The following is a 25370-nucleotide window of genomic DNA, read 5'->3' on the forward strand; positions in this document are numbered from 1 at the left end:
GGGCGCTGGCCCGGTTCGAGACCTTCGACCAGGAGCGGGTCGACCACATCGTCACGAAGGCCTCGCTCGCCGCGCTGGGCGCGCACGGCGACCTGGCGCGGCTCGCCGTCGAGGAGACCGGCCGGGGCCTCTTCGAGGACAAGGCCGTGAAGAACCTCTTCGCCTGCGAGCACGTCACCCACTCCATGGCCGGCCTGAGGACCGCCGGGGTGATCCGCCGCGACGAGCTGAGCGGCATCACCGAGATCGCGGAGCCCGTCGGCGTGATCTGCGCGATGACCCCCGTCACCAACCCGACGTCGACCACGGTCTTCAAGGCGCTGATCGCGCTGAAGACCCGTAACCCCGTCGTCTTCGCCTTCCACCCCTCCGCGCAGAGGTGCTCGGCCGAGGCCGCCCGGATCGTCCGCGACGCCGCCGTCGCCGCCGGCGCCCCCGAGGACTGCGTGCAGTGGATCGAGGAGCCCTCCATGGAGGCCACCGGCCTCCTCATGCGCCACGAGGGCGTCGCCACCATCCTCGCCACCGGCGGGAACGCGATGGTCGAGGCGGCCTACTCGTGCGGGAAGCCCGCCCTCGGCGTCGGTGCGGGCAACGTCCCCGCGTACGTCGCCAAGGACGCGAAGCTCGGGCGCGCGATCCACGACATCGTCCTCTCCAAGGCCTTCGACCACGGCATGATCTGCGCCTCCGAGCAGGCCGTCGTCCTCGACACCGAGGTGTACGAGGAGGGCATCGCCGAGTTCGAGCGGCTCGGCGCCCACGTCGTCACCGCCGCCGAGAAGACCAAGCTGGAGCAGTACGTCTTCGGCACCACCGCCCACGCCGTGAACTGCGGCGGCGCCAGGCTCAACCCCGCCGTCGTCGGCAGGTCCCCGGTGTGGATCGCCGAGCAGGCCGGCTTCCAGGTCCCCGAGGGCACCTCGGTCCTCCTCGCCGAGTGCGCCGAGGTCGGCGAGGCCGAGCCGCTCACGCGCGAGAAGCTCTCCCCGATCCTGGCGGTCCTCAGGGCCGGCTCGACCGAGGAGGGCCTCGACCTCTCCGCCCGCATGGTCGCGTTCCACGGCCTCGGCCACAGCGCCGCCGTCCACACCGAGGACGACGCCCTCGCCGAGGAGTTCGGCAAGCGGGTCAAGGCGATGCGGGTCATCGTCAACGCCCCCTCCACCTTCGGCGGCATCGGCGACGTCTACAACGCCTTCCTCCCCTCGCTGACCCTCGGCTGCGGCTCGTACGGGCACAACTCCGTCGCGGGCAACGTCACCGCGGTCGACCTCCTCAACATCAAGCGGATCGGACGGCGCACCACCAACACGCAGTGGTACAAGGTCCCGCCGAAGATCTACTTCGAGCGCGGCGCCCTCCGCCACCTCGGCGAGATGGAGGGCCTGGAGCGGGTCACGATCGTCACCGACCGCACGATGAGCGACCTCGGCTTCGTCCGGAAGGTCACCGACATCCTGAGCGGCCGCCCGGAACCGGTCACGGTCCAGGTCATCGACTCCGTCGAGCCCAACCCCGAGCTCGCCACCGTCCGCGCCGGCGCCGCCGCCATGCGGGACTTCCGGCCCGACACCATCGTCGCCCTCGGCGGCGGCTCCCCGATGGACGCGGCGAAGATCATGTGGCTGATGTACGAGCGGCCCGAGGTCGAGTTCGCGGACACCAAGGAGAAGTTCTTCGACATCCGCAAGCGCGCCTACCGCTTCCCGAAGCTCGGCGAGAAGGCGAAGCTGGTCGCGATCCCGACCACCTCGGGCACCGGCAGCGAGGTCACCCCCTTCGCCGTGATCTCCGACCCCGAGGCCGCGCGGAAGTACCCGCTCGCCGACTACGCCCTCACCCCGGACGTCGCCATCGTCGACCCGGTGCTCCCGCTGCACCTGCCGCCGACGGTCACCGCCGACTCCGGCTTCGACGCCCTGACCCACGCCACCGAGGCGTACGTCTCGGCCTACGCCAACGACTTCACCGACGGCCAGTGCCTCCAGGCGATCCGGCTCGTCTTCGAGAACCTGGAGACCTGCGTGACGGAGGGCGCGAAGGCGCCCGAGGCCCGCGAGCGGATGCACAACGCGTCCACCATCGCCGGCATGGCCTTCGCCAACGCCTTCCTCGGCCTGGTCCACGCCATGGCGCACACCCTCGGCAACACCTTCCACGTCGCCCACGGCCGCACCAACGCACTGCTCCTCCCGCACGTGATCCGGCACAACGGCACCGTCACCCACAAGGCCGTGCCGTGGCCGAAGGCCGAGGTCTACCGGGCCCCGGAGCGCTACCAGGAGATCGCCCGGACGCTCGGTCTTCCGGCCGCCACCCCGCAGGAGGGCGTGGAGTCCTACGCCCGCGCGGTCGAGGAGCTGCGCGCCCGCTGCGGCATCCCGGCCTCCTTCCGGGAGGAGGGCGTCGACGAGGAGGCCTTCCTGGCGGCCCTGCCGCAGCAGGCGATGAACGCCTACGCCGACCAGTGCGCGCCCGCCAACCCGCGGATGCCGATGATCGACGAGATGAAGGAGCTGATGACCCGGGCGTACTACGGCGCGTAGACCCCGGCACACGGCGGAGGCCCCCGCCGCCGCGGGGGCCTCCGTCGTGCGGTCAGGCCGCGGTCCCGCCCACCTCCGAGGCGATCGGCTCCGCCTGCGGCTTCCGCTTCAGCGAGGACATCACCAGGGTGACGGTGGCGCCGACGACCGCCCAGACCGAGAGGACCACCATCGAGGTGGTCATGTCGTTGCCCTTGAAGTACGCGATCGACCGCGCCGCCCAGGTGCCCGCGCCCGGTGGCAGGTACGGGCCGATCGCCCGCCAGAACGGCGGCAGCATCGGCCCCGGGAAGGCTCCGCCCGCGCTGGGGTTGCCCGCGATCACGATGAGCAGGATCGCCAGGCCGATGCCGACGATCCCGAACACGGACTGGAGGGCGAGGGTCACGGCCCCGACGGCGAAGATCACCAGGGTGCCCAGGCCCCACAGGGCCGCGACGCTGCCCGGGAGGGCGCCGAGGATCGGGCCGACGATGATCGCGCCGCCGAGACCGCCGAGGAGCGCGTAGAGCGCCAGGACCCCCAGGCGGATGATCGCGCGCTCCCGGTTGGCGGGCCGGGAGCCCGCGCTGATCGCCAGGATCGCGGCGCAGATGTAGCCGCCGACGCACCAGCCGATGACCAGGTAGAAGGCGGAGAGCCCGTTGAAGTCCTCGGAGGAGGACGGAGCCACGTCGACGGTCCGCACGAGGCGCTGGTTGGCCGCCTCCAGCTGCGTGATCATCGCCTCCAGGGTCCCGGAGAGCACTTTGCCGCCGCCGGAGGCGACGAGCAGGGTGTCGGTGCGGCCCCGCGGGTCGACGATCAGGGCTCCGTCGATGTCCCGGTCCAGGATCTGGTTCCGGGCCTCGGCCTCGTCCGCGACCACACGCGGGTCGAGGGGGTCGCCGGGGAGCTCCTCCAGCCGGTCCGCCAGGGCGGTGGCGACCGGTTGCTGGGGGGCGACCGCGCCGAAGGGGACGTCCGTGGGTTTCGGGTCGTGCAGGGCGCCGACGTACGAGGTGATGAACAGGAGCTGGAGGGCGAAGACGCCGACGACCAGCAGGAAGGCTCGGGGCGTGACGGCGCTTTTCAGTTCGTCGACGAAGCTCATGCCCCCCAGGCTCCGGGGCGGGGGGCGTTTCCGCAGGTGGGATGGGTCTGAACGAGTTATCGCACGGATGTTCGAAAGTGGGTTAAGGTGGGAGCGAGGGGGTGGGAACGTATGTACGAATTCGATGCGGAAGTGTGGGAGGTGCGCCGGCCGTGCCAGGTTTCACGCATCTGCACACCGCCTCGGGCTACTCCCTGCGCTACGGCGCCTCCCACCCCGAGACCCTCGCCGCCCGCGCCGCCGAGCGGGGCATGGACGCCCTCGCCCTGACCGACCGCGACACGCTCTCCGGCGCCGTCCGCTTCGCCAAGGCCTGCGAGAAGGAGGGCGTCCGCCCGCTCTTCGGCGTGGACCTCGCGTACGAGGCCGCCGTCCCCGAGCACGATCCCGCCGACCGGGGATCCGCCCGCCGGGTCCCCGTCCGGGGCGGGGCCTTCGTCGACGAGTCCGCGCCCCGGGCCCTCTTCCTCGCCCGCTCCCGCACCGGCTGGGCCACCCTCTGCGCGATGGTCACCGCCGCCCACGCCCGGGGAGCGGAGCGCCCCCTGCTGCCCGGGACCGCCCAGGCCGGCGAGGGCGTGTACGTCCTGCTCGGCCCCGCCTCCGACGTCGGCCGCGCCCTCGCCGCCGGCCGCCCCGACCGGGCCGCCCGGCTGCTCGCCCCCTGGCGCGAGCGGTACGGCGACGCGCTGTGCCTGGAGACCGTCCACCACGGGCGCACCGGTACCGGGCCCGGCTCCCTGCGGCTCGCCGCCCGTACCCTCGGCTTCGCCGCCGAGCAGGGCGTCCGGCCGGTCCTCGGCAACGCCGTCCGGTACGCCGACCCCGGCCAGGGCCCCGTCGCCGACGTCCTCGACTCCGCCCGGCGCCTCGTCCCCGTCGACCCGCGCAAGGAGCTCGACAGCGGAGAGGCCTGGCTCAAGGGCGCCGAAGGGCCCGACGGCATGCTGGCCGCCGCCGAGCGGACCGTCGAGGCCGCGGGCTTCCGCCGGGACGCCGCCCACCGGCTGCTCGACCGGACCGCGGAGGTCGCCGCCGGGTGCCTGGTCGACCCCGAGGACGACCTCGGCATCGGCTCCGCGCACTTCCCCGAGCCGCACCTCGTCGGCGCGGAGCACCGCACCGCCCAGCGCGTCCTCGCCTCCCGGGCCGCCGCCGGCATGGTCCTGAAGGGGTACGAGAAGCGGCGCGGATACTGGGACCGGATGCACCGCGAGCTGGACGTCATCGCCCACCACGGCTTCGCCACCTACTTCCTGACGGTCGCCCAGGTCGTCGACGACGTCCGGTCCATGGGGATCCGGGTCGCCGCCCGCGGCTCCGGCGCCGGCTCCCTGGTGAACCACCTGCTCGGCATCGCGCACGCCGACCCGGTCGAGCACGGCCTGCTGATGGAACGGTTCCTCTCCAAGCGCCGCACCGCCCTGCCCGACATCGACATCGACGTGGAGTCCGCCCGCCGCCTGGAGGTCTACCGGGCGATCATCGACCGCTTCGGCACCGAACGGGTCGCCACCGTCTCCATGCCCGAGACCTACCGGGTCCGCCACGCGGTGCGGGACGTGGGCGCCGCCCTCTCCCTGGACCCGGCCGAGACCGACCGGATCGCCAAGGCCTTCCCGCACATCCGCGCCAGGGACGCGCTCGCCGCCCTCGACGAACTGCCCGAACTGCGGGAACTCGCGGGCGAACGCGAGAAGTTCGGCCGGCTCTGGGAGCTGGTCGAGGCGCTCGACGCGCTGCCGCGCGGCATCGCCATGCACCCCTGCGGCGTCCTGCTCTCGGACGCCTCGCTGCTCACCCGCACCCCCGTGGTCCCCACCAGCGGCGAGGGGTTCCCCATGTCCCAGTTCGACAAGGAGGACGTGGAGGACCTCGGACTGCTCAAGCTCGACGTCCTCGGCGTGCGCATGCAGTCCGCGATGGCCCACGCCGTCACCGAGGTCGAGCGCGCCACCGGCACCCGGCCCGACATCGACGCGGTCCCGGAGGGCGACCCCGAGACGTACCGGCTCATCCGCTCCACCGAGACCCTCGGCTGCTTCCAGATCGAGTCCCCCGGCCAGCGCGACCTGGTCGGCCGGCTCCAGCCCGCGACCTTCCACGACCTCGTCGTCGACATCTCGCTCTTCCGGCCGGGCCCCGTCGCCGCCGACATGGTCCGCCCCTTCATCGAGGCCCGGCACGGCCGCGCCCCCGTCCGCTACCCGCACCCCGACCTGGAGGGGACCCTGAAGGAGACGTACGGCGTGGTCGTCTTCCACGAGCAGATCATCGAGATCGTACGGATCATGACCGGCTGCGACCGGGCCGAGGCCGACCAGGCCCGGCGCGGGCTCTCCGACCCCGGGTCGCAGGCCCGGATCAGGGTCTGGTTCACCGCGCGGGCCTCGGCCCGGGGGTACGCCGACGAGGTCGTCGCCCGCACCTGGGAGATCGTCGAGGCCTTCGGCTCGTACGGCTTCTGCAAGGCGCACGCGGTGGCCTTCGCCGTGCCGACGTACCAGTCGGCCTGGCTCAAGGCCCACCACCCGGCCGCCTTCTACGCGGGCCTGCTCACCCACGACCCCGGCATGTACCCCAAGCGGCTGCTGCTCGCGGACGCCCGGCGGCGCGGGGTGCCGGTGCTGCCGCTCGACGTGAACCGCTCGGCGGTCACCCATCGTATCGAACTGGTGTCCGACAAACCTCCGGTGTGGGGCCTCCGCCTCGGCCTCGCCGACGTCCACGGCATCGCCGAGACCGAGAGCGCCCGCATCGAGGACGGACAGCCCTACGCCTCCCTCCTCGACTTCTGGGAGCGGGCCCGCCCGCGCACCCCCGTCGCCGAACGCCTCGCCCAGGTCGGCGCCCTCGACGCCTTCGGCGCCAACCGCCGCGACCTGCTGCTCCACCTCACCGAACTCCGCCGCGTCCACCGGGGAGCCGCCTCCCACGGAGGCCAGCTGCCGCTCGCCCAGGGCGGGAAGACCGCACCCGTCGGCCTGCCCGACCTCGACGACACCGAACGCCTCAGCGCCGAACTCGGCATCCTCGGCATGGACGCCTCCCGCCACCTCATGAGCGACCACCACGCCTTCCTCCGCGAACTCGGCGTCGTCTCCGCCCAGCGGCTGCGCTCCGCCGCCCACGGACAGACCGTCCTCGTCGCGGGCGCCAAGGCCGCCACCCAGACCCCGCCCATCCGCTCCGGGAAACGCGTCATCTTCAGCACCCTCGACGACGGCACCGGCCTCGTCGACCTCGCCTTCTTCGACGACGCCCACGAACGCTGCGCCCACACCGTCTTCCACTCCTGGCTGCTCCTCGTCCGGGGCGTGGTGCAGCGGCGCGGCCCGCGCAGCCTCAGCGTCGTCGGCTCCGCCGCCTGGAACCTCGCCGAACTCGTCGAACTGCGGGCCTCCGGCGGCCTGGACGCGGTGGGGGAGCGGCTCGCCGAGACGGCGCCCGCCGGAGAGCACACCGACAACGGCCGGCGCATCACGATGTCCACCGGCTACGAGATGAACCCCTGGGCCGACCTCCGGCCGGCCGGGGAAGGCTCCGCGACGCCGTCGCGGAAGCTGTGGCACAGCAGCCCCGGGAGCGCCGGATGATCCTCTGCGTACGGTTCCGCCTGGAACCGGCCGACGAAGCGGCACTGCCCCGACTGGTCGACCTGCTCCGCGAGTTCACCCCCGTCGTCGAGGCGGCCCCGCCCTGCGAGGCGCTCGCCGACGTGCGCGGCGCGCTGCGCTACTTCGGCCGGAGCCCCGCCGAACTCGCCTCGCTCGTCCGGGTCCGCGCGCTCGCCCTGTACGGCGTCGACTGCGTCATCGGCGCCGGACCCAACCCGATGCTGGCCCGGCTCGCGGCCCGCGAGGCCCGGCCCGGCGTCACCCTGGTCGTCGAGGACCCGGCGGCCTTCCTGCGCGACCGCCCGGTCGCCGCCCTGGACGGCGTCGGCCGCGCCACCGCCCGTACCCTCTGCGGCTACGGACTCGACTCCGCCGGCCGCGTCGCCGACGCGCCGCTCGCCGTGCTCCAGCGGCTCGTCGGCGCGAAGGCCGGCCGCGAACTGTGGGAGAGGGCGCGGGGCATCGACCGCACCCCCGTCGTCCCGAACGCGGCCTCCCGGTCGATCGCCGCCGAGCGCGCCTTCCCGCACGACGAGACCGACCGGACCGCGCAGCGCAGGGCCCTCCTCTCGCTCGCCGGAGAGCTGGGCGTCCGGCTGCGGACCGGGGCCCAGGTCTGCCGGGGGCTCGCCGTCACCGTGCGGTACGCCGACCGCAGCACCACCACCCGGAGCCGCACCCTGCCCGAACCGACCGCCCACTCGGCGGCGCTCACCGCCCTCGCGTACGCCGTCCACGACTCCCTCGGCCTCCAGCGGGCCCGGGTGCGGGGCATCGCGCTGCGCGCCGAGGGCCTGCGGGACGCCGAGGGCTCCGCGCACCAGCTGTCCCTGGACCCGGCGGACGAGAAGACCCGGCGGATCGAGGCGGTGGCCGACCGGGCCCGGGCGAGGTTCGGCCCGCGGGCGATCCTGCCCGGCTCGCTCGCGGCCTGATCACGCCCCTCTGACGACACCTCACTTTTTACCGACGCGTAACTTCCCAGTCGAGGCTACCCGTGCGTAATTTGGCTGGAGAGCATCCCCACTTGTGGTCCGGACCGCAGGGCACAGCACCCCCACCTTCCCCTTGAGCCGCAAGGAGATCGCCCGATGCTGTCCGCGAAGTCCTGGAAGCGCACGGTCAGAGCACTGTCCGTCCTGCTCCTGACCGCCGCCGCCACCCTCGCCCCCACCGCCGCCGCCCAGGCCGCCGCCCCCAGCCGCGGCTGGAACGACTTCTCCTGCAAGCCGTCCGCCGCGCACCCGCGCCCCGTCGTCCTCGTCCACGGCACCTTCGGGAACTCCGTCGACAACTGGCTGGCCCTCGCCCCCTACCTGGTCAACCGGGGCTACTGCGTCTTCTCGCTCGACTACGGCCAGCTGCCGGGCGTTCCCCTCTTCAACGGGCTCGGACCCATCGCCGCGTCCGCCGGACAGCTCGACACCTACGTCGACCGGGTCCTGGCCGCCACCGGAGCCCCCGAGGCCGACCTCGTCGGACACTCCCAGGGCGGCATGATGCCGCGCTGGTACCTCAAGTTCCTCGGCGGGGCCGCGAAGGTGAACACGCTCGTCGGCATCGCCCCCGACAACCACGGCACCACCCTGCTCGGCCTCACCAAGCTCCTGCCGTACTTCCCCGGCGCCGAGGACCTCATCAGCTCCGCCACCCCGGGCCTCGCCGACCAGATCGCCGGCTCGGCCTTCATCACGAAGCTCAACGAGGGCGGCGACACCGTGCCCGGCGTCCGCTACCACGTCATCGCCAGCCAGTACGACGAGGTCGTCACCCCGTACCGCTCCCAGTTCCTCAGCGGCCCGAACGTCACCAACGTCCTGATCCAGGACAAGTGCGCGCTCGACCTCTCCGAGCACGTGGCGATCGGCACGGTGGACCGGGTCACCTTCCACGAGGTGGCCAACGCCCTCGACCCGGCCCACGCGACCCCGACGACCTGCCTCTCGGTGGTCGGCTAGCCGCGGGTCCGGCGCCGCCGGGCCGTCGAGAAGAGCAGCGCGGCACCCAGCGCGAGACCGGCGGCGCCACCCATCGCGACGAACGGCGTGGCGGCGTCGCCGCCCGTCTCCGCCAGCTCCGCGCCGGAACCCTCACCGGCGGCGGGGGCGGGCGCGTTCGCCGCCGGAGCGCCGGCCGCGTGCGTGCCGGCCGCCGGGGCGGCGGGCGCGGGGGCGGTGGCCGTCGCCCCGTGCCCGCCGTGGCCGCCGTGCTGGACCGTGGACTTGTCCGCGCCGTCCTGGATCTGCTCCTCGGTGGGCGCGGAGGCGGTCGGGGCGGGCGCGGAGGGACCGTTCGTCGCCGGGGCCGTACCGCCGTCGTCCTTCCCGAACACCACGTCGGAGCAGGTGTAGAACGCCTCGGGGGAGTCGGAGCGCTGCCAGACCGAGTAGATGAGGTGGCGGCCGGACTTCTTCGGCACGGTCCCCTGGAACACGTAGTCGCCGTTCTGCATCCCCGGGTCGGTCACCGTCACGAACGGCTTGGCCTCCAGGTCCGACCACTTCAGCGGCTTCGACGGGTCGTACCCGTCCTTCGTCACGTACAGCTCGAACGAGCCCTTGTGCGGGGCGGTCCCCTTGTAGTGGAAGGTGTGGGCCCCGGACGTCATGCTGCTCGCCGGCCAGTCGGCCCGCGCGAGGTCGAGCCCCCGGTACTTGTCGTTTCCGGCACTGCACAGCTTGCCGTCCGGGATCAGCTGCCGGTGCTGCCCGGCCGCGTTGGCGATGTTCACCGCGTTCCAGTCGTAGAACGCCTGCGTCCCGCTCGCCGCCACGGCCGCCTTGCAGGCAGCCGACTTCGGCGCCTCGGGCCCCTCCGCGTAACAGGCCGAGACCCGGCTCACGGGATCGGTCATCGACCCGTGCGCGAACGCACCGGGAGCCACGGCGAGACCGGACAGGACCAGAGCGGCGGTGACGGCGGCCGTTGCCGTAGGGCGAGAGGTCATGGGGGGACAACTCCTTCACGAGGGTGTGTGTGGGGGGTTGCCGAGCAAACTAGCCCCGGAAGAAGCACGGATCGCGGCCTTTAGGGCGGCGTTAAGGCGCAGGTAAGAGGCTGCTCAGGAACTGCTAGCCGAGTCGCCGGTAGCGCCGTTCCGGGCGGCCCGTGCCGCCGTAGCGGAGGGTGACCTCCGCGCGGCCCGTCTCCGCGAAGTACTCCAGGTAGCGGCGGGCGCTCACGCGGGACAGGGAGCCCGCCTCCGCGCACTCCGTGGCCGACAGGCCCTCCGGGTGGGCGCGGAGGACCGAGTCGACCAGGTCCGCCGTGTGGGCGGCGAGGCCCTTCGGGAGCTCGCGGGAGCCGCGGGGGCGGGTGCCGAAGATCTGGTCGACGTCCTCCTGGCGGGCCTCGTCGAGTTCGTCGAGGCGGCTCCGGAGGGAGGCGACGTGCCGCAGCTGCTCGTGCAGGGCGGCCTGCGTGAACGGCTTGATCAGATAGTGCAGGGCGCCCGCGCGCAGCGCCGAGCGGATCGTGCCGACGTCCCGGGCGGCGGTGATGAACAGCGCGTCCATGCCCAGGCCCGCCGCGCGCAGCTCCCGCAGGACCCGGATCCCGTCCATGTCGGGCAGGAAGACGTCGAGGAGCACCAGGTCGGGGCGGAGCCGGTCGGCCGCGCGGAGCGCCTCGGCGCCGCTGTGGGCGACCCCGGACACGGTGAAGCCCGGCACCGCCGACACGTACCGGCAGTGCAGCTTGGCGACCATGAAGTCGTCGTCCACGACCAGCACCTTCGTCACGCCGACCCACGCTAGGTCCCGACCACAACGACCACAACGTCCGTTGATTGCGGAAGAGAGACAGCTTCTTAACGCGCGGGCAACATGTGGGCCACCTCACACCCCCCATTCCCTCCTATCTGAGAGGCGGCACACGTGCGGTTGCGCACCCCCTTCGCCCTCCTCGGGGCGGCTCTCCTGGTGCTCGTGGGTCCGCCACTGCTCAGCCCGGGCACCGGCTCCGACACGGGCACCGCGATACCCGGCCTGCGCTTCATGGTCCCCAACACCCCCGGCGGCGGCTACGACATCACCGCCCGCACCGCGGCGAAGAACGCCGAGGAAGCCGGCCTCACCGACGACGTCGAGGTCTTCAACCTGCCCGGTGCGGGCGGCACCGTCGGCCTCACCCGGCTCGTCGGCGAGCGCGGCGACGGCCGTCTCGCCATGTCCATGGGCCTCGGTGTCGTCGGCGCCGTCCACACCAACAAGACGCCCAGGACCCTCGCCGACACCACGCCCATCGCCCGGCTCACCGAGGAGCAGGACATCGTCGTGGTCGGCAAGGACTCCCCGTACCGGACGATCCAGGACCTGCTCGCGGCCTGGCGGAAGGACCCCGGCAAGCTGCCCGTCGGCGGCGGCTCCTCGCCCGGCGGCCCCGACCACCTCGCCCCCATGCTGATGGCGCAGGCCGCCGGGATCGCGCCGAAGGACGTCAACTACGTACCCTTCGACGGCGGCGGCGAACTCCTCGCCTCCATCCTCGGGAACAAGGTCGGCTTCGGCGTCTCCGGCGTCGGCGAGTACCTGGACCAGATCGAGGCGGGCGAGCTGCGCCTCCTCGCCGTCACCGGCCCCGAGCGGGTCCCCGGCCTGGACGCCCCCACGCTCCGCGAGGCGGGACTCGACACCGAGTTCACCAACTGGCGCGGCATCGTCGCCCCGCCCGGCCTCTCCGACGCCGAGCGCGACAAGCTCGTCGCCCTCGTGACCGCGCTGCACGACTCGCCGCAGTGGCGCGAGTCGCTGAAGACCCACGGCTGGAACGACGCCTTCCTGCCCGGCGAGGAGTTCGGCACCTTCCTCGCCGAGCAGGACCGGCGGGTCGCCTCCGTCCTCAAGGAGCTCGGACTGTGACCACCACCGACAAGACCCGGCCGGCGGCCGGATCCACCGTGCGGACCTGGCTGCGGGGACGCTCCGAACTCGGCGTCGGCGCCCTCCTGTTCCTGCTCGGCGTCCTCGTCCTGACCGACGCCCTCACCCTCGACGCGGACGTCGCCGGCCGCGGCCCCGTCGGGCCCGCGACCGTGCCCCTCGTCGTCGGCTGCGGCCTCCTCGTCGTCGCCGTCCTGCTCACCGCCGACGTGCTGCGCGGCGGCCGCGGCGAGGCCGAGGGCGGCGAGGACGTCGACCTGACCGAACCCGCCGACTGGCGCACCGTCCTGCTCCTCGCCGGCGTGTTCCTCGCGTTCGCCGTCCTCATCGGCCCGCTCGGCTTCCCCGTCGCCGGAGCCCTCCTCTTCTGGGGCGCGGCCTACGCCCTCGGCAGCCGGCACCTCCACCGGGACCCGCTGATCGCGGCGGCCCTCTCCCTCCTCACCTACGCCGTCTTCGACAAGCTGCTCGGCGTCCCGCTGCCCGGCGGCCCGCTGATGGGAGTGATCTGACCCATGGATTCCCTGAACTCCCTCATCGACGGCTTCGGGACCGCCCTCACCCCGATGAACCTGCTGTGGGCCGCCATCGGCGTGCTCCTCGGCACCGCGATCGGCGTCCTGCCCGGCATCGGCCCCGCCATGGCGGTCGCCCTGCTGCTCCCGGTCACCTACGGACTGGAGCCCACCGGCGCCTTCATCATGTTCGCCGGCATCTACTACGGCGCCATGTTCGGCGGTTCCACCACCTCGATCCTCCTCAACACCCCGGGCGAGAGCGCGGCCGTCGTCGCCGCGATCGAGGGCAACCCGATGGCCAAGGGCGGGCGCGGCGCGCAGGCCCTCGCGGCCGCCGCCATCGGCCACTTCGCGGGCGGCATGATCGGCACGATCCTGCTCGTCGTCCTCGCCCCGACCGTCGCCGCGCTCGCCGTCGACATCGGTGCCCCCGACTACCTCGCCCTCATGGTCCTCGCCTTCATCGCGATCACCTCCGTCCTCGGCTCCTCCCGCATCCGCGGCCTCGCCTCGCTGCTCATCGGCCTCACCATCGGCCTGGTCGGCCTGGACCAGATGACCGGGCAGCAGCGCCTCACCTTCGGCTCGCTCCAGCTCGCCGACGGCGTCGACGTCGTCATCGTCGCGGTCGGCCTCTTCGCGATCGGCGAGGCCCTCTGGGTCGCGGCGCACCTGCGCCGCACGGCGGGCGAGGCCATTCCCGTCGGCCGCCCCTGGCTCGGCAGGGAGGACGTGCGCCGGACCTGGAAGTCCTGGCTGCGAGGCCCCCTCATCGGCTTCCCGTTCGGCGCGATCCCGGCCGGCGGCGCGGAGATCCCGACCTTCCTCTCGTACGTCACGGAGAAGCGGCTCTCGAAGCACCGGGACCAGTTCGGCAAGGGCGCCATCGAGGGCGTCGCGGGACCCGAGTCCGCCGCCTCGGCCTCCGCCGCGGGCACGCTCGTCTCCATGCTGACCCTCGGCCTGCCGACGACCGCCGTCGCCGCCGTGATGCTGGCCGCGTTCCAGCAGTACGGGATCCAGCCCGGCCCGCTGCTCTTCGAGCGGGAACCCGAGCTCGTGTGGGGCCTCATCGCCTCGCTGTTCGTCGGCATGGTGCTGCTGCTCGCGCTCAACCTGCCGCTCGCGCCCGTCTGGGCCAAGCTGCTGCGCATCCCGCGCCCGTACCTCTACGCCGGCATCCTCTTCTTCGCCGCCGTCGGCGCGTACGCGGTGGGCGGCGAGGCGCTCGACCTGATCGTGCTGCTCGTCATCGGCCTGATCGGCCTCGGCATGCGCCGGTACGGCCTTCCGGTGCTGCCGGCCGTCATCGGCGTCATCCTCGGCCCGGCCGCCGAGCAGCAGCTGCGCCGTGCCCTGCAGATCAGCGACGGCTCGCTGACCGGCCTGGTGAACACCCCGTTCTCGGTCACCGTCTACACGGTCGTCCTCGTACTGCTCGCCTGGCCTCTGCTGAGGAGGGCCGCGGCGGCGCGCACCGACCGTAGGACGGTATGAGCGCCCGGTCGTCCAACTCGCCGCCGATGGGGTGAGATTCGGACAGTCGGCGGCCGGATCCGGTATCCCTGGCGGGCAGCACCTTCCCCCCACCCATCTCGTACCCCACACCCACGAGGTCCTCCTCCTTCCCCACCTTTCCTGCGCGCATCCCCTCCCGTTCCCCCCCCCCCCCCCCCGGGGGGGGCCCCGACGGCCTCACCGTCGACGGGTATGGCACCCTCGCCGCCGACGCCACGGTCAGCGTCTCCGGCACGTACCGCTGCCTCGACGACAGCGAAGGCCCCGTCTTCGTCAGCTCCACCGTCGAGCAGGGCGACCGCTCCACCGGGATCGGCGGCACCCGCGCCGTCTGCGACGGACACCTCCACACCTGGACCAACAGCGCGGTGGTGAAGGACCCCGCCTACCGGCCGGGCGCCGCACGCGTGGAGGCCACCCTCCTGCAGCTCACGGCCGGCACGTCCGGCCTGCCGCTCCCCGGCTACCTCGCCGCCGAGCGGGCGGACGTCGAGCTGCGCTGACCCAGCAGGTCGATCAGGCCCTCCTTGCCGAGCGCCTCCAGCTCGTCGAGGGCCACCACGGCACGGGCCGCCGCCTCCGGGTCGGAGGCGGCGAGACCGCTCGCCTCGAACTCGTCCTCGTCGAGCCGCAGCACCTCGCTGCCGTCCGCCGACACCCACAGGTCCAGGTCCAGGTCCTCGACCACCACCCCGGCACCCTCGATCAGGGCCGGCCGCGTGATGTCGCAGTACCAGCCCTTCAGAGCGCCGTCGGCGGCCCACACCTCCTTGACCGTGAACCAGCGGTCGCTCCAGTAGTGCTCCACGAACACGTCGCCCGGCTCGAACCGCACGAAGCCGAAGTCCCGTACGCCCTCGGCCGCCCACGGCGCGCGCACCGAGAGCCGGGCGCCCTCCTCCGACAGCACCTCGGCCGGGTAACGGATCTTCGTCCGCCCCGCCTTCGTCAGGGTGACCTCAACCGATCGTCCGGACATGCCGCACCTCCGTCGCGCCGATCCCGTAACCGAACCACTCGTTGATCGCCAGCATCGGGCCGTTGTCCGCGTCGTTGCTCGTGAACGCCTCCACGCAGCCCGCGGCCCGGGCCCGGTGCAGCGAGGTGCTCTTGGCGAGCTTCGCGAGGCCGCGCCCCCGGAACGCGGGCGCGGTTCCGGTCATCCCCGAGGAGTACCGGCCCAGACCGTCCGTCTGCGCCGCGGTGAAGGCCGCCGGCACCCCGTCCACCACCACGACCGTCGTCAGCGCCCGGTCGAGCAGCGGATGGCCCCAGGTGGTCTTCAGCCAGTGCGCGTAGTCGTCCAGCGCCGCGCCCACGTCGCCCGGCTCGTCCGCCGTCGTCACGGCGTCCAGCTCGAACAGCGGCCGGGGATCGGCCGCGAAGTCCTCGGCCGTGCGCAGCTCGACGCCGGCCGGCGGGTCCTCCAGCGGCGGCAGCCCGGCCTTCGCCAGGTCGAGCCGGAGGAAGTGCGCGCTGCGGCGGGGCGCGTACCCCCGCCGCTCGGCCCACGCCCGGCTCGCGGGCTCGTCCACCACCCAGCTGTACAGCGTCCGCGCGCCCCGCTCGGCGAGGTGCTCCTCGGCGGCGCGCAGCAGCAGCGTCCCCGCGCCGAGGCCCAGGCGCGCGGGGTCCACGTACACGTTGACGGAGCCGATCCCGGGCTCCGGGGCGTCGTGGGCGATCCTCAGCTGCGCGGTCCCGACGATCTCGCCGTCCTCGGTCACGGCGACGAGGGGGCGGGCGTGGCTGTCGGGGTGGGCGTGCGCCCAGTCGAAGGCGAACTGTTCGGCGGTCGCGAGCATGTAGGGCACGGCGGCCCGGCGGACCCGGGCGTAGCCCTCGGCGTCGGGGGGCCGTACATCACGGACGATCACAGTCATGTGGTGGCACGCTACGGGCGGGGACGTGCCGCCGCCTCCCATTTTCCCGCGGGGTGGGGGCAGAATCGGCGGGGTGACACTCACCATCGCCGTGGACCACGGATCCACCACCGCTCCCTACGAGCAACTGCGTGCCCAGATCTCGGAGCGGGCCCGGTCGGGCAGACTGCCGGTCGGATACAAGCTGCCGACGGTACGGGGGCTCGCCGAGCAGCTGGGCCTCGCAGCGAACACGGTCGCCAAGGCGTACAAGGCGCTGGAGGCGGACGGCGTCATCGAGACCCGCGGGCGCCACGGCACCTTCGTCGCCGCCGCGGGTGACGCGGCGACCCGCAGGGCCGCCACCGCCGCCGCCCAGTACGCCGAGGAGGCCCGCCGTCTCGGCCTCAGCCGCGAGGCCGCGGAGGCGGCCCTGAACGAGGCCCTGCGGGCGGCGTACGACAACTGACGGGGCCTCGTCCGGTCCGGGGTCGGGCCGACGGGCCCGGTCCGGGTCCTACAGGTACAGTCCGGCCCCCGCCGTACGGGGCTCCGGGAGGTCCGCCGAGGGCGTGCCGCGGCGCAGCGCGAAGAGCTCCGCGAGCGTCGCGCCCTCGCGCGGCACGTCCTCCTCGCGGCCGAGCCACTCCACCGACTCGGCCCGGCTCAGCGGTCCGACCTCGACGCGGGCCAGGCAGCGGCCCGGCCGGACGACCGCCGGATGCAGCCGCTCCAGGTCCTCGTTGGTGGTGACCCCGACCAGGACGTTGCGCCCCTGGCCGAGCAGCCCGTCCGTCAGGTTGAGCAGCCGCGAGAGGGCCTGCCCCGCCGTGTGCTTCGCCCCGCCGCGGATCAGCTCGTCGCAGTCCTCCAGGAGCAGCAGCCGCCAGCGCTCCTTCGACGTGCCGTCGTCCTCGCCGATCGCGATGTCCATGAGATAGCCGATGTCGTTGAAGAGCCGCTCCGGGTCGAGCACGCAGTCCACCTGGCACCAGTCCTGCCACGAGCGGGCCAGGGTCCGCAGCACCGAGGTCTTTCCCGTCCCCGGCGGGCCGTGCAGCAGCAGGAGCCGGCCGGTGATGTCCTCCGGGGTCACCTTCATCAGCCGGTCCATCGACTCGGCCACCGACGCCGTGTAGTTGGGCCGGACCTCCTCCCAGGTCCCGGCGCTGATCGGGCGGGTCATCCGGCGCGGGCCGCGCTGCGGCGCCACGTACCAGAAGCCCATCGTGACGTCCTCGGGCTCCGGCTCGGGTTCGTCCTTCGCGCCGTCCGTGGCCTCGTCGAGGATCCGCTTCGCCAGCTCCGGGTCGGTCGCCGTGACGGTCACGTCCGCCCGCCGGTTCCAGCGGGAGGAGAGGATCGTCCAGCCCTCTCCCTCGGCCAGCACCGAGCTGCGGTCGTCGTCCTTCGCGGCCCGCAGCACCCTGGCCCCCTCCGGGAGCAGCGTCGCGTCGGGCTTCGTCCGGTCCAGGCTGGTGCTGTGCGCGTGCGGCTGCTCCCCGGTGGCGAACCGGTCGAGGAACAGCGCGTCCAGGACGTCCCCCGGCGAGTCGCTGTCGTCGAGGTTCACGATGACGGGCAGCGACGCGGCCGACGGCTGCCGGAAGGCGGACGGTGCGACGGGGGTGTCAGACATGCCGCCCATGATCCGTCACGGCACGGACCCGCGCACCGGGTTTTGCGGCCTCGCCCCGCTGTCCCGAGCCGTGTCCCGAAGTGGCCGGATATCGACCGTCCCTGACGGAGGAGCGGCGGGGATTCACCCCCACTTTTGACATGAACACTTCCGGTCGGCCGGATCCGATGCTACTACCTGGTAACGCAGAGATCCTGCTACAGGGAGGTTCCATGAGACTGTCCCGCTTTGCCGCCCTTTCGTCCTCGCTCCTCCTCGGTGCCGTGCTCGCCCTCACCGGGACGGGCGCGGCCCAGGCCGCCGAGAACGCCGCACTCGACTACGTGGCCCTGGGGGACTCGTACTCCTCCGGGGTCGGCTCCGGGAGTTACGACAGCGCCAGCGGCGACTGCAAGCGCTCCACGAAGGCGTATCCGGTCCTGTGGAAGAACGCGAACGCCCCCTCCTCGTTCGCGTTCACCGCCTGCTCGGGCGCCCGAACGGGTGATGTGACCGCGAATCAGCTCGGACCCCTCTCGACCGCCACCGACCTGGTCTCCCTCACGATCGGGGGAAATGACGCCGGCTTCGCCGACGTCATGACGACGTGTGTGCTGCAGTCCGAATCCACCTGCATCAGCCGTGTGAATCAGGCCAAGGCGTACGTCGACAGCACGCTCCCCGGCAAGCTCGACTCCGTCTACAACGCCATCAGCGCCAAGGCGCCCTCCGCGCACGTGGTCGTCCTCGGCTACCCGCGCTTCTACCAGCTGGGCGGCAGCTGCATCGCGGGCCTGAGCGAGAACGAGCGCAACGCCATCAACGGCGCCTCCGACTACCTCAACGCGGCCGTCGCCAAGCGTGCCGCCGACCACGGCTTCACCTACGCCAGTGTCGTCCCGGCCTTCACCGGACACGAGATCTGCTCGGGCTCCGCCTGGCTGCACAGCGTCAACTGGCTCAACATCGGCGAGTCGTACCACCCGACCGCCGCCGGACAGTCCGGCGGCTACCTCCCCTCCTTCAGGGGCGCGGTGTAACCGTCCCGCCGCCGGCGCCGGGCCGCGCCGGAGCGGTGCTCGTCACACCGCCCGGCTCCGGCCCGGTGCCCGGTCCGTCGTCCCGTACCACCTGATACGTCCACGCCCCGGCGATCAGCAGCGCCCCGACGATCCCGGCCGCCAGGACGGGACCCCGGCGGGGCGCCGTCCGTCGCCGCCCCGTCCGCGGGGAGGGCGCCGGTCCGGTCCCGGCGCCGGCGTCGTCGTCCCCGGCCGTCCGGGGTCGCGCGGACGCCTCCGCCGCGGTTCCCGGCTCCGGTCTCGGCGCACCGCCTCCCGCCGTCCGGCGCAGCTCGCGCTCCACCTGATCGGCCGTCATGCCGGGCTCCTCACCCGTCAGCGCGTCGACGACGGCGCCCAGCGGCCCGGACCGGTCGTCCGCCGCCGCGTCGAGGAGCGCCCCGAGGGAGCGCAGATCCGACTCCGGGTCCGCCGCGTCGCCCGGCGCGCCGCCGAAGCCGGTGACCACGACCCGCCCGTCGTTCGCGAGGAGCACCTGCTCCGGCCGCACGCCCCGGTGCGGCACGCCCGCCTCCCGGGCGGCGCGCAGGCCCGCGAGGACCTCGGCGCCGACCCGCGCGGCCTCGCGCGCGGGCAGCGGACCGGCCGCGTCGAGGGTCTCGGCGAGGGTGAGGCCGCGGACCAGCTCCGTCACGACCCAGGGCCGGCCGTCCTCGGTGGCCACGCCGAGCACCCGTACGACGGAGGGGTGCGAGATCCGGGCGGCGGCCCGCGCCCCGCGCTCCCGCCGCGCGTACAGCAGCAGCGCCTCGTCCGCCGGCAGTCCGGCGGGGGCGCGGAACTCCTTGAGCGCCACCTCGTGGCGGTCCGTCTCGTCCAGGGCACGCCATACGGTGCCCGTCGTCCCCTCGGCGAGCACGTCGAGAAGCCGGTAACGACCCGCGATCACCGTCATGGATCCACGGTAGCCGAGCGGAGTCCGCGAGGGCTGCCGTCCCGCGGAGGTCCCCCGGCGGACGGCTCGGACGATCTTGGTGGCGGAGATCACACCGGTCCGCGTGCCGGTCGCGGAGGGCCCGGAGTGCAGGATGGTTCGTGACGGTTCGGCAGGTGTTCGAGTGCTGTCCAACTCGCCCTGGAATCAGATGGATTCGGACAGTCACCGTCAACCCCCGTACGAGTGCGGTGAATCCCGCAGGCGGGATTCCCGGGTGTCGCGATGGGGCGATAGGGTTAACCTGCCCGGGCCGGGTGCCCTTGTACGGGTGGGGAGTGACATGGAACAGATAGCAATGCGCAGCAGGCCGCGAGTGCCTGCCATCACCTGCGGGAGCAGCGCGACCAGTTCGCGACTCGACCGCCATCTCGCGGTGCTCGGCGGCCCCGCCGTGCCCCAGCGCGAGGTGGCCGAGGCGACGCTGCTCATGCGGGAACTGACGACGCGTACGCGTGAGGCGCCGGTGCACAGTCACCGCAGCCGCAGCGCGCGGGTCTCGCTCTTCGCCCCGCTGCGGCGCCTGCGCCGCTCGCTCTTCGGCACGCGCCACTAGTCCGGCCGCCCGTACGGCCCCGACCGCGACCCCGCCGGACGTGTCCCCGCCCGTCCGGCGCTCCGTCGCGCCCGGGGCAGCACCCTCCGACCCCGTGGCCGCCGGCACGGTCCCCGGACCCGCTCGTCCCCGGACCGTGCCCGTGCCCGACCTCCGTCAGGCGATCACTCCCGCACTCCGCAGCTCCTTCACCTCCGCCTCCGGCACCCCGAGCCCGGCGAGCACCTCGTCCGTGTCCTGTCCGAGGGCCGGGATCCGGTCCATCCGGGCCTCCGGCGCGTCCGGGAACACGATCGGCGGCAGCAGCGCACGCAGCGGCCCGACCGGGGACTCCACCGCCCGCCAGCGGTCACGGGCCGTCAGCTGCGGATGGTCCGCGAGCTCCGCGACCGAGTTGAGCCGGGCGCAGGCGATGCCCGCGGCGTCGAGGCGGGCCAGCGCCTCGGCGGCCGTCAGCGGGGCGAGCGCCGCCGCGACCACGGCGTCCGTCGCCGCGCGCCCCGCCACCCGTGCCGTGTTCGTCGCGAACTCCGGAGCGTCGGCGAGCTCGGGACTGCCGAGGACCCGCTCCGCGAGCCGCCGCCACTCGCGGTCGTTCTGCACCGACAGCAGGACCAGGCCGCCGTCCGCCGTCGGATAGGCGTCGTACGGGGCGATCACGGCGTGCGCGAGCCCCGTGCGCGCCGGTGCCGCGCCCCCGTGCATCCCGTGGTGCAGCGGATGCCCCATCCACTCGGCCAGCGAGTCGAGCAGGGAGACCTCCACCGGACCGCCCCGGCCGGTCGTGCCCCGGCGCACGAGCGCCGCGAGGACGCCCGAGAAGGCGTACATCCCGGCCGCGATGTCGGCGGCCGGGATCCCCGACTTGACGGGCTGCTCCGGGGTCCCGGTCACCGACACGAGGCCCGCCTCGCACTGGACGAGCATGTCGTACGCCCGCCGGTCCGCGTACGGCCCCCGCGCCCCGTACCCCGAGACGTCCACCGCGATCAGCCGCGGGTGCGCGGCGCAGAGGGTCGCGGCGTCGAGGCCGAGGCGGGCCGCGGCGCCCCGCGCCAGGTTCTGCACGAAGACGTCGGCGCCGGCCACCAGCCTCCGCGCGAGCGCCAGGCCCCGGGGGTCCTTGAGGTCGACCGCGACCGACTCCTTGCCGCGGTTGCACCACACGAAGTGCGAGGCGAGGCCCCGGGCGGCCGTGTCGTAGCCGCGGGCGAAGTCCCCGCCGTCGGGGCGCTCGATCTTGACGACGCGGGCGCCGAGGTCGGCGAGCTGCCGGGTGGCGAAGGGTGCGGCGACGGCCTGCTCGACGGCGACGACCGTGACCCCGGCGAGCGGGAGGGGCTGAGGGGCCGGAGGGAGGGGCTGAGTGCTCATGACCGTCAGGCCTACCGCGCCCGGCCGCTCCCTGTCATCAGGGGGTGCGTCACCCCCGGGCGTAGCGCCGTACCGCGAGCGGGGCGAAGACGGCGAGGAGGCCGAGCGACCAGAGCAGCGCGCCCGCGACCGGGTGGGCCACCGGCCAGGCCGCGTCCGCCGGGACCGGCGCGTTCCCGAAGAGCTCCCGGACCGCCGTCGTGACCGCCGAGATGGGGTTCCACTCGGCGACCGTCCGCAGCCAGCCGGGCATGCCGTCGGTGGGGATGTACGCGTTCGACAGCAGCGGCAGCACGAAGGTGGCGCTGCCCAGCTGTCCGGCGGCCTCCTCGCTCTTCGAGGCGAGCCCGAGCAGGATGCCCACCCAGGTCGTCGCGAAGCGGAACAGCAGCAGCAGGCCGACGGCGCCCAGGGCCTCCAGGGGAGTGCCCTCGATCCGCCAGCCCATGGCGAGGCCGACGAGGAGCAGCGGGACCGTGCCGACGGCGCTCGCGAGGAGGTCGGCGAGCGCCTGTCCGAGGGGGACGGCGGCGCGGCTGACGGGCAGGGTCCTGAAGCGGTCCATGACGCCCCGGTGGGAGTCCTGCGCGGCCTGGAACATGCCCGTCATCAGGCCGCCCGCCGCCGTCGCGACGAGCATGCCGGGCACCAGGAACGCCCGGTACTCGGCGCCGGGGGCGGCGAGCGCGCTGCCGAAGACGTACCCGAAGAAGAGCAGGAAGACGATCGGCATCGTCTGGGTCATGACCGTGATCGCGGGCGCGTGCCTGATCCGCAGGAGGTGGCGGCCGAGGACGGCGGTCCCGTCGTGCACGAGGGCGCTCACGCGACGAGCTCCTTCCGGTCGGTGAGGCGCAGGAACACCTCGTCGAGGGTGGGCGGACGCAGGGAGGCGTCGACGATGTGGACCCCGGCGGCGTCGATCTCGCGGACGATCCGGGGGAGGGTGAGCGTGGTGTCCGTGGTCACCGCGCCGACCGTGCGCCGCTCGGCGTCCAGGACCGGCTCCGAGCCGGTCAGCCGGTCGAGCACGGCCGCGGCGGCCTCCAGGGACGCGGGGTCGGCGACGACGACCTCGGCGTAGCTGCCGACGAGGGCCTTCAGTTCGGCCGGGGTGCCGTGCTGCGCGGCCCGTCCCTCGTCGATCAGGACGATGTCGTCGGCGAGCCGGTCGGCCTCCTCCAGGTACTGCGTGGTCAGCAGCACGGTCGTGCCCTCGTCGGCCAGTTCCCGTACGGCGTCCCAGATCCCGTTCCGGCTGTGCGGGTCGAGCCCGGTCGTGGGCTCGTCGAGGAACAGCACCCGTGGCGGCACGAGCAGGCTCCCGGCCAGGTCGAGGCGGCGCCGCATGCCGCCGGAGTAGGTGCGGGCCGGCCGTCCGGCCGCGGAGGCCAGGCCGAACCGCTCCAGGAGCTCGTCGGCGCGGGAGCGCGGGGCGCGGAGCAGCCTCGCGAAGAGGCGGAGGTTCTCGGCGCCGGTGAGGTCGCCGTCGACGGAGGCGTACTGCCCGGTGACCGCGATCCGCTTCCGTACCCCCGCCGGGTCGCGCACCAGGTCGTGGCCCGCGACCAGCGCGCTGCCCCCGTCGGGCGCGACCAGCGTGGTGAGCACGCGGACCGCGGTGGTCTTGCCGGCGCCGTTGGGGCCGAGGACGCCGCAGACCGTCCCCTCGGGGACGGCGAGATCGAGGCCGCGGAGGGCGTGGACGTCGCCGTAACGCTTCCGCAGACCCTCACTAAGTACAGCGTACGTAGTTGTCATGGCGCGACCCTACCCCACTGCGTACGGTGTACGTAACTACGATGGGGGGCGAGGTGATGATCCATGGCGGGCCGAGCGGCCGAACCGGAAGTGATCTGGGCGCGGCCCGAGCGCGCGGGCCGCGGCCCGAAGCCGGCCTACACCCGGCGGGACATCGTGGACGCGGCCGTCCGCATCGCCGACGCGGACGGCGTCGACGCGGTCTCCATGCGCCGCGTCGCCGCCGAACTCGGCTGCGGCACCATGTCCCTCTACAACTACGTCCCCCGCAAGGAGGACCTGTACGAGCTCATGGTCGACGCGGTCAGCGGCGAGTACGAGCTCCCCGACGAGCCCAGCGGCGACTGGCGCGCCGACATGACGGCCATCGCCCACCAGAGCCGCGCGATCATGTACCGGCACCCCTGGCTGCCCCGGGTGATGACCACCGCCTACGGCTTCAGCCCCAACGCCCTCCGCTTCCTGGAGTGGTGCCTCGGCTGCCTCGTCCCCCTGGACGTGCCCGCCGGGCTGAAGATGCAGCTCATCGCCATGGTCAACGGCACGGTCATGGCGACCGTCGCCAACGAGCAGGCCGTCGCCGAACGGGCCCGCGGACTGCCCTGGTCCGAGGAGCAGGAGCAGGCCGTGCGCGGCGCCTACCTCATGGGGCAGGTGGCGAGCGGCCGGTACCCGCACCTCGCCGGACTGCTCGCCGAGGCGCCCGCCGCGCCCGCCGACCCGGACGAGATCTTCGCGATGACCATCGCCCGGCTGCTCGACTCGTTCGACCCGGGCGACGGCCGGGGCGTGCTCACAGGAGCATGAACTGCCCCTCCGGGCCCTCCTCCTGATGGTCCAGCACGGACGCGGGGCGCCGGGACGCGGGCGGCGGGGGCAGGACCCCGGCCGCCCGCAGCTCCTCCCGGCCCACCGCCCCGGCCGCGAACGCGGCCCGCTCCGGCTCCCGCGCCCCGAGCAGCGCGAGCACGGTGACCAGGTCCAGCAGTTCCGAGGTCCACTCCTGCGGCCAGGCCGCGGGACCGATCGCCTCCAGGGAGCCCGGCTCCGCGGGGGCCGTCCGGTGCGCGAACCACTGCTCCAGGACCCGCACCCCGCCGACCCGGTACTCCCAGGCCTCCGCCGGTACGGGGGAGATCACGCCCCCGCCGACGTCCAGGGCCTCGGCCTCGGCGTCGTACGCCAGCGTCGCCGGACGGGCCGGCACCGCCGCCCGCACATAGGGCCGGCGCCCGCCCGGCAGCCGGGGCCGCGCCCCGCTCAGGGCGCCGCGCAGCTGCACGTCGGCGAGCTCCCCGCCGAGCGCCACGCCCGCCGCCCACACCTCCGGGTCCCCGGGGAGCGGCACACGGCAGCCGGCGGGGGAGGGGACGGCCGCCGCCACCGTCCACGCCAGCCACTCCCGGGCGCCGACCTCGCGGCCGTACCGCTGCCCGAGGAACTCCAGGAGGCCCGGCGCGAGATTGGGCTCCCGGCCCCCGGGACGCCGGAACAGCGGCCGGATGCGGCCCGGACGGCCCGCCGGGGAACGGCCCTCCGGCAGTGCCGCCGTCACCAGCAGCGCGGGTCCTTCCGCCCCCGGCACGTACCCCTGCTCGACGGCGAAGATCTGCGGCTCCCCGGCGACACGCCACAGCTCGGGGCGGGCGGTGTCGAGCAGCCGGTGGTCCGGCAGCAGCCACTGCTCGTCGAACGGCCCGTGCGCCACCCGCACCGGTTCCGGGCACGGCCCCGACTCGCGCGCGAAGCGCGTGGTCCCGGTCCGCTGCCCGGGCAGCGCACCCACGGCGCTCGCGGGCGTCCGCGCCCGGCTCGGCCGGAACAGCGCCTCCCGCTCGGCCCCCTCGGCGGCCACCAGCCGGTCCCAACGGTTCCGCAGGGTCCGGGCGTCGGGTGCGACGACCCAGGCCCGCCCGAACCGCAACGGGGCCACGGACCACGGCATCAGCTCGTCGAGGAGGGGCGCGTCGCCGGCGGCACCGGGGGCTTCCGTCCGGGGGGCTTCGAT

Annotated in this window: 23 protein-coding genes; 12 read left to right on the forward strand and 11 right to left on the reverse strand. The window is 73.9% G+C overall.

Annotated elements, in window-relative coordinates:
- On the forward strand, positions 1 to 2549 hold a 2549-nt coding region (gene adhE, locus ACFV2S_RS18855; RefSeq protein ID WP_385559983.1), incomplete at its 5' end, for a bifunctional acetaldehyde-CoA/alcohol dehydrogenase.
- Between the two features lie 52 nt (positions 2550 to 2601).
- On the opposite strand, the gene ACFV2S_RS18860 is transcribed toward adhE, so the two are convergent.
- A complete protein-coding gene (locus ACFV2S_RS18860) occupies positions 2602 to 3642 on the reverse strand; it encodes a DUF3533 domain-containing protein (RefSeq protein WP_383794426.1) in 1041 nt (346 codons plus the stop codon).
- Between the two features lie 152 nt (positions 3643 to 3794).
- On the opposite strand from ACFV2S_RS18860, the gene ACFV2S_RS18865 reads away from it, so the two are divergent.
- The 3 genes from ACFV2S_RS18865 to ACFV2S_RS18875 all read left to right on the forward strand — a co-directional run bounded on the left by ACFV2S_RS18865 (position 3795) and on the right by ACFV2S_RS18875 (position 9217).
- The gene (locus ACFV2S_RS18865; protein WP_385559987.1) at positions 3795 to 7238 is read left to right on the forward strand and encodes a DNA polymerase III subunit alpha; all 3444 of its coding nucleotides are present in this window, start codon (positions 3795 to 3797) and stop codon (positions 7236 to 7238) included.
- Positions 7235 to 8194 (forward strand): hypothetical protein, encoded by a 960-nt coding sequence (locus ACFV2S_RS18870; protein ID WP_385560401.1) that lies wholly within the window; start codon positions 7235 to 7237, stop codon positions 8192 to 8194. Before ACFV2S_RS18865 ends, ACFV2S_RS18870 begins: the two co-directional genes overlap by 4 nt.
- A 156-nt stretch (positions 8195 to 8350) precedes the next feature.
- On the forward strand, positions 8351 to 9217 hold the full coding sequence (locus tag ACFV2S_RS18875) for an esterase/lipase family protein (RefSeq protein WP_385559990.1): 867 nt from the start codon (positions 8351 to 8353) through the stop codon (positions 9215 to 9217).
- Here the strand turns inward: ACFV2S_RS18875 and ACFV2S_RS18880 are convergent.
- The gene (locus ACFV2S_RS18880) at positions 9214 to 10206 is read right to left on the reverse strand and encodes a lytic polysaccharide monooxygenase (protein ID WP_385559993.1); all 993 of its coding nucleotides are present in this window, start codon (positions 10204 to 10206) and stop codon (positions 9214 to 9216) included. The two genes, ACFV2S_RS18875 and ACFV2S_RS18880, sit on opposite strands and share 4 nt — an antisense overlap.
- Positions 10207 to 10330: 124 nt before the next feature.
- Positions 10331 to 10999: a response regulator gene (locus ACFV2S_RS18885; protein ID WP_383794442.1), complete on the reverse strand. Its 669-nt coding sequence runs from the start codon at positions 10997 to 10999 to the stop codon at positions 10331 to 10333.
- A gap of 135 nt (positions 11000 to 11134) precedes the next feature.
- Here ACFV2S_RS18885 and ACFV2S_RS18890 point away from each other — a divergent pair, with 135 nt between their 5' ends.
- The 4 genes from ACFV2S_RS18890 (at position 11135) to ACFV2S_RS18905 (ending at position 14678) form a co-directional block, all read left to right on the forward strand.
- Positions 11135 to 12118 (forward strand): Bug family tripartite tricarboxylate transporter substrate binding protein, encoded by a 984-nt coding sequence (locus tag ACFV2S_RS18890; RefSeq protein ID WP_383794445.1) that lies wholly within the window; start codon positions 11135 to 11137, stop codon positions 12116 to 12118.
- A complete protein-coding gene (locus ACFV2S_RS18895; RefSeq protein WP_385559997.1) occupies positions 12115 to 12651 on the forward strand; it encodes a tripartite tricarboxylate transporter TctB family protein in 537 nt (178 codons plus the stop codon). Before ACFV2S_RS18890 ends, ACFV2S_RS18895 begins: the two co-directional genes overlap by 4 nt.
- Before the next feature lie 3 nt (positions 12652 to 12654).
- Complete coding sequence (locus ACFV2S_RS18900) at positions 12655 to 14154, forward strand: tripartite tricarboxylate transporter permease (RefSeq protein ID WP_385560000.1); 1500 nt, start codon at positions 12655 to 12657, stop codon at positions 14152 to 14154.
- Between the two features lie 149 nt (positions 14155 to 14303).
- Positions 14304 to 14678 carry a DUF6299 family protein gene (locus ACFV2S_RS18905; protein WP_385560403.1) on the forward strand — a complete coding sequence of 125 codons (375 nt, stop codon included), beginning with the start codon at positions 14304 to 14306 and terminating at the stop codon, positions 14676 to 14678.
- Here the strand turns inward: ACFV2S_RS18905 and ACFV2S_RS18910 are convergent.
- Together ACFV2S_RS18910 and ACFV2S_RS18915 are read right to left on the reverse strand one after the other, a co-directional pair.
- Positions 14639 to 15154, reverse strand: a complete 516-nt coding sequence (locus tag ACFV2S_RS18910) for a DUF402 domain-containing protein (RefSeq protein WP_385560002.1) — start codon at positions 15152 to 15154, stop codon at positions 14639 to 14641. The genes ACFV2S_RS18905 and ACFV2S_RS18910 overlap by 40 nt on opposite strands.
- Positions 15135 to 16058: a GNAT family N-acetyltransferase gene (locus ACFV2S_RS18915; protein WP_385560005.1), complete on the reverse strand. Its 924-nt coding sequence runs from the start codon at positions 16056 to 16058 to the stop codon at positions 15135 to 15137. Before ACFV2S_RS18915 ends, ACFV2S_RS18910 begins: the two co-directional genes overlap by 20 nt.
- Positions 16059 to 16131: 73 nt before the next feature.
- Between ACFV2S_RS18915 and ACFV2S_RS18920 the strand changes: the two genes are divergently transcribed.
- A complete protein-coding gene (locus tag ACFV2S_RS18920; protein WP_383794461.1) occupies positions 16132 to 16506 on the forward strand; it encodes a GntR family transcriptional regulator in 375 nt (124 codons plus the stop codon).
- A gap of 48 nt (positions 16507 to 16554) precedes the next feature.
- Here ACFV2S_RS18920 and ACFV2S_RS18925 read toward each other — a convergent pair whose 3' ends face one another.
- Complete coding sequence (locus ACFV2S_RS18925; protein WP_385560009.1) at positions 16555 to 17685, reverse strand: DUF5925 domain-containing protein; 1131 nt, start codon at positions 17683 to 17685, stop codon at positions 16555 to 16557.
- Between the two features lie 203 nt (positions 17686 to 17888).
- Here ACFV2S_RS18925 and ACFV2S_RS18930 point away from each other — a divergent pair, with 203 nt between their 5' ends.
- Complete coding sequence (locus tag ACFV2S_RS18930; RefSeq protein ID WP_385560012.1) at positions 17889 to 18695, forward strand: SGNH/GDSL hydrolase family protein; 807 nt, start codon at positions 17889 to 17891, stop codon at positions 18693 to 18695.
- Here ACFV2S_RS18930 and ACFV2S_RS18935 read toward each other — a convergent pair.
- Positions 18679 to 19632, reverse strand: coding sequence for a protein kinase (locus ACFV2S_RS18935; protein ID WP_385560015.1), 954 nt, complete (start codon positions 19630 to 19632; stop codon positions 18679 to 18681). The genes ACFV2S_RS18930 and ACFV2S_RS18935 overlap by 17 nt on opposite strands.
- 322 nt (positions 19633 to 19954) lie before the next feature.
- Here ACFV2S_RS18935 and ACFV2S_RS18940 point away from each other — a divergent pair, with 322 nt between their 5' ends.
- Positions 19955 to 20227, forward strand: coding sequence for a hypothetical protein (locus ACFV2S_RS18940; RefSeq protein ID WP_382861354.1), 273 nt, complete (start codon positions 19955 to 19957; stop codon positions 20225 to 20227).
- A gap of 156 nt (positions 20228 to 20383) precedes the next feature.
- Here ACFV2S_RS18940 and ACFV2S_RS18945 read toward each other — a convergent pair whose 3' ends face one another.
- The 3 genes from ACFV2S_RS18945 to ACFV2S_RS18955 are packed head-to-tail and all read right to left on the reverse strand — an operon-like array spanning position 20384 to position 23362.
- Positions 20384 to 21601 (reverse strand): CaiB/BaiF CoA transferase family protein, encoded by a 1218-nt coding sequence (locus ACFV2S_RS18945; RefSeq protein ID WP_385560019.1) that lies wholly within the window; start codon positions 21599 to 21601, stop codon positions 20384 to 20386.
- A gap of 49 nt (positions 21602 to 21650) precedes the next feature.
- Positions 21651 to 22427, reverse strand: coding sequence for an ABC transporter permease (locus ACFV2S_RS18950; RefSeq protein WP_385560022.1), 777 nt, complete (start codon positions 22425 to 22427; stop codon positions 21651 to 21653).
- Entirely contained in the window at positions 22424 to 23362 is a 939-nt protein-coding gene (locus ACFV2S_RS18955; RefSeq protein ID WP_385560025.1) for an ATP-binding cassette domain-containing protein, read from the reverse strand. The genes ACFV2S_RS18950 and ACFV2S_RS18955 overlap by 4 nt, the downstream gene beginning before the upstream one ends.
- Positions 23363 to 23425: 63 nt before the next feature.
- On the opposite strand from ACFV2S_RS18955, the gene ACFV2S_RS18960 reads away from it, so the two are divergent.
- Positions 23426 to 24169, forward strand: a complete 744-nt coding sequence (locus ACFV2S_RS18960) for a TetR/AcrR family transcriptional regulator (protein ID WP_385560028.1) — start codon at positions 23426 to 23428, stop codon at positions 24167 to 24169.
- Here the strand turns inward: ACFV2S_RS18960 and ACFV2S_RS18965 are convergent.
- Positions 24156 to 25307: a type ISP restriction/modification enzyme gene (locus ACFV2S_RS18965; protein ID WP_385560406.1), complete on the reverse strand. Its 1152-nt coding sequence runs from the start codon at positions 25305 to 25307 to the stop codon at positions 24156 to 24158. The two genes, ACFV2S_RS18960 and ACFV2S_RS18965, sit on opposite strands and share 14 nt — an antisense overlap.
- Between the last annotated feature and the right edge of the window lie 63 nt (positions 25308 to 25370).

Source organism: Streptomyces sp. NPDC059695, assembly GCF_042733785.1.
In the GTDB taxonomy this organism is placed as follows: domain Bacteria; phylum Actinomycetota; class Actinomycetes; order Streptomycetales; family Streptomycetaceae; genus Streptomyces.

Bases quoted from the DNA above. Each gene is read 5' to 3' on its own strand.
- ACFV2S_RS18860 (WP_383794426.1), bottom strand. From the start codon at position 3,642: ATGAGCTTCGTCGACGAACTGAAAAGCGCCGTCACGCCCCGAGCCTTC.
- ACFV2S_RS18870 (WP_385560401.1), top strand. From the start codon at position 7,235: ATGATCCTCTGCGTACGGTTCCGCCTGGAACCGGCCGACGAAGCGGCA.
- ACFV2S_RS18875 (WP_385559990.1), top strand. From the start codon at position 8,351: ATGCTGTCCGCGAAGTCCTGGAAGCGCACGGTCAGAGCACTGTCCGTC.
- ACFV2S_RS18880 (WP_385559993.1), bottom strand. From the start codon at position 10,206: ATGACCTCTCGCCCTACGGCAACGGCCGCCGTCACCGCCGCTCTGGTC.
- ACFV2S_RS18900 (WP_385560000.1), top strand. From the start codon at position 12,655: ATGGATTCCCTGAACTCCCTCATCGACGGCTTCGGGACCGCCCTCACC.
- ACFV2S_RS18910 (WP_385560002.1), bottom strand. From the start codon at position 15,154: ATGTCCGGACGATCGGTTGAGGTCACCCTGACGAAGGCGGGGCGGACG.
- ACFV2S_RS18915 (WP_385560005.1), bottom strand. From the start codon at position 16,058: ATGACTGTGATCGTCCGTGATGTACGGCCCCCCGACGCCGAGGGCTAC.
- ACFV2S_RS18925 (WP_385560009.1), bottom strand. From the start codon at position 17,685: ATGGGCGGCATGTCTGACACCCCCGTCGCACCGTCCGCCTTCCGGCAG.
- ACFV2S_RS18930 (WP_385560012.1), top strand. From the start codon at position 17,889: ATGAGACTGTCCCGCTTTGCCGCCCTTTCGTCCTCGCTCCTCCTCGGT.
- ACFV2S_RS18935 (WP_385560015.1), bottom strand. From the start codon at position 19,632: ATGACGGTGATCGCGGGTCGTTACCGGCTTCTCGACGTGCTCGCCGAG.
- ACFV2S_RS18940 (WP_382861354.1), top strand. From the start codon at position 19,955: ATGGAACAGATAGCAATGCGCAGCAGGCCGCGAGTGCCTGCCATCACC.
- ACFV2S_RS18945 (WP_385560019.1), bottom strand. From the start codon at position 21,601: ATGAGCACTCAGCCCCTCCCTCCGGCCCCTCAGCCCCTCCCGCTCGCC.
- ACFV2S_RS18955 (WP_385560025.1), bottom strand. From the start codon at position 23,362: ATGACAACTACGTACGCTGTACTTAGTGAGGGTCTGCGGAAGCGTTAC.
- ACFV2S_RS18960 (WP_385560028.1), top strand. From the start codon at position 23,426: ATGGCGGGCCGAGCGGCCGAACCGGAAGTGATCTGGGCGCGGCCCGAG.
- ACFV2S_RS18965 (WP_385560406.1), bottom strand. From the start codon at position 25,307: ATGCCGTGGTCCGTGGCCCCGTTGCGGTTCGGGCGGGCCTGGGTCGTC.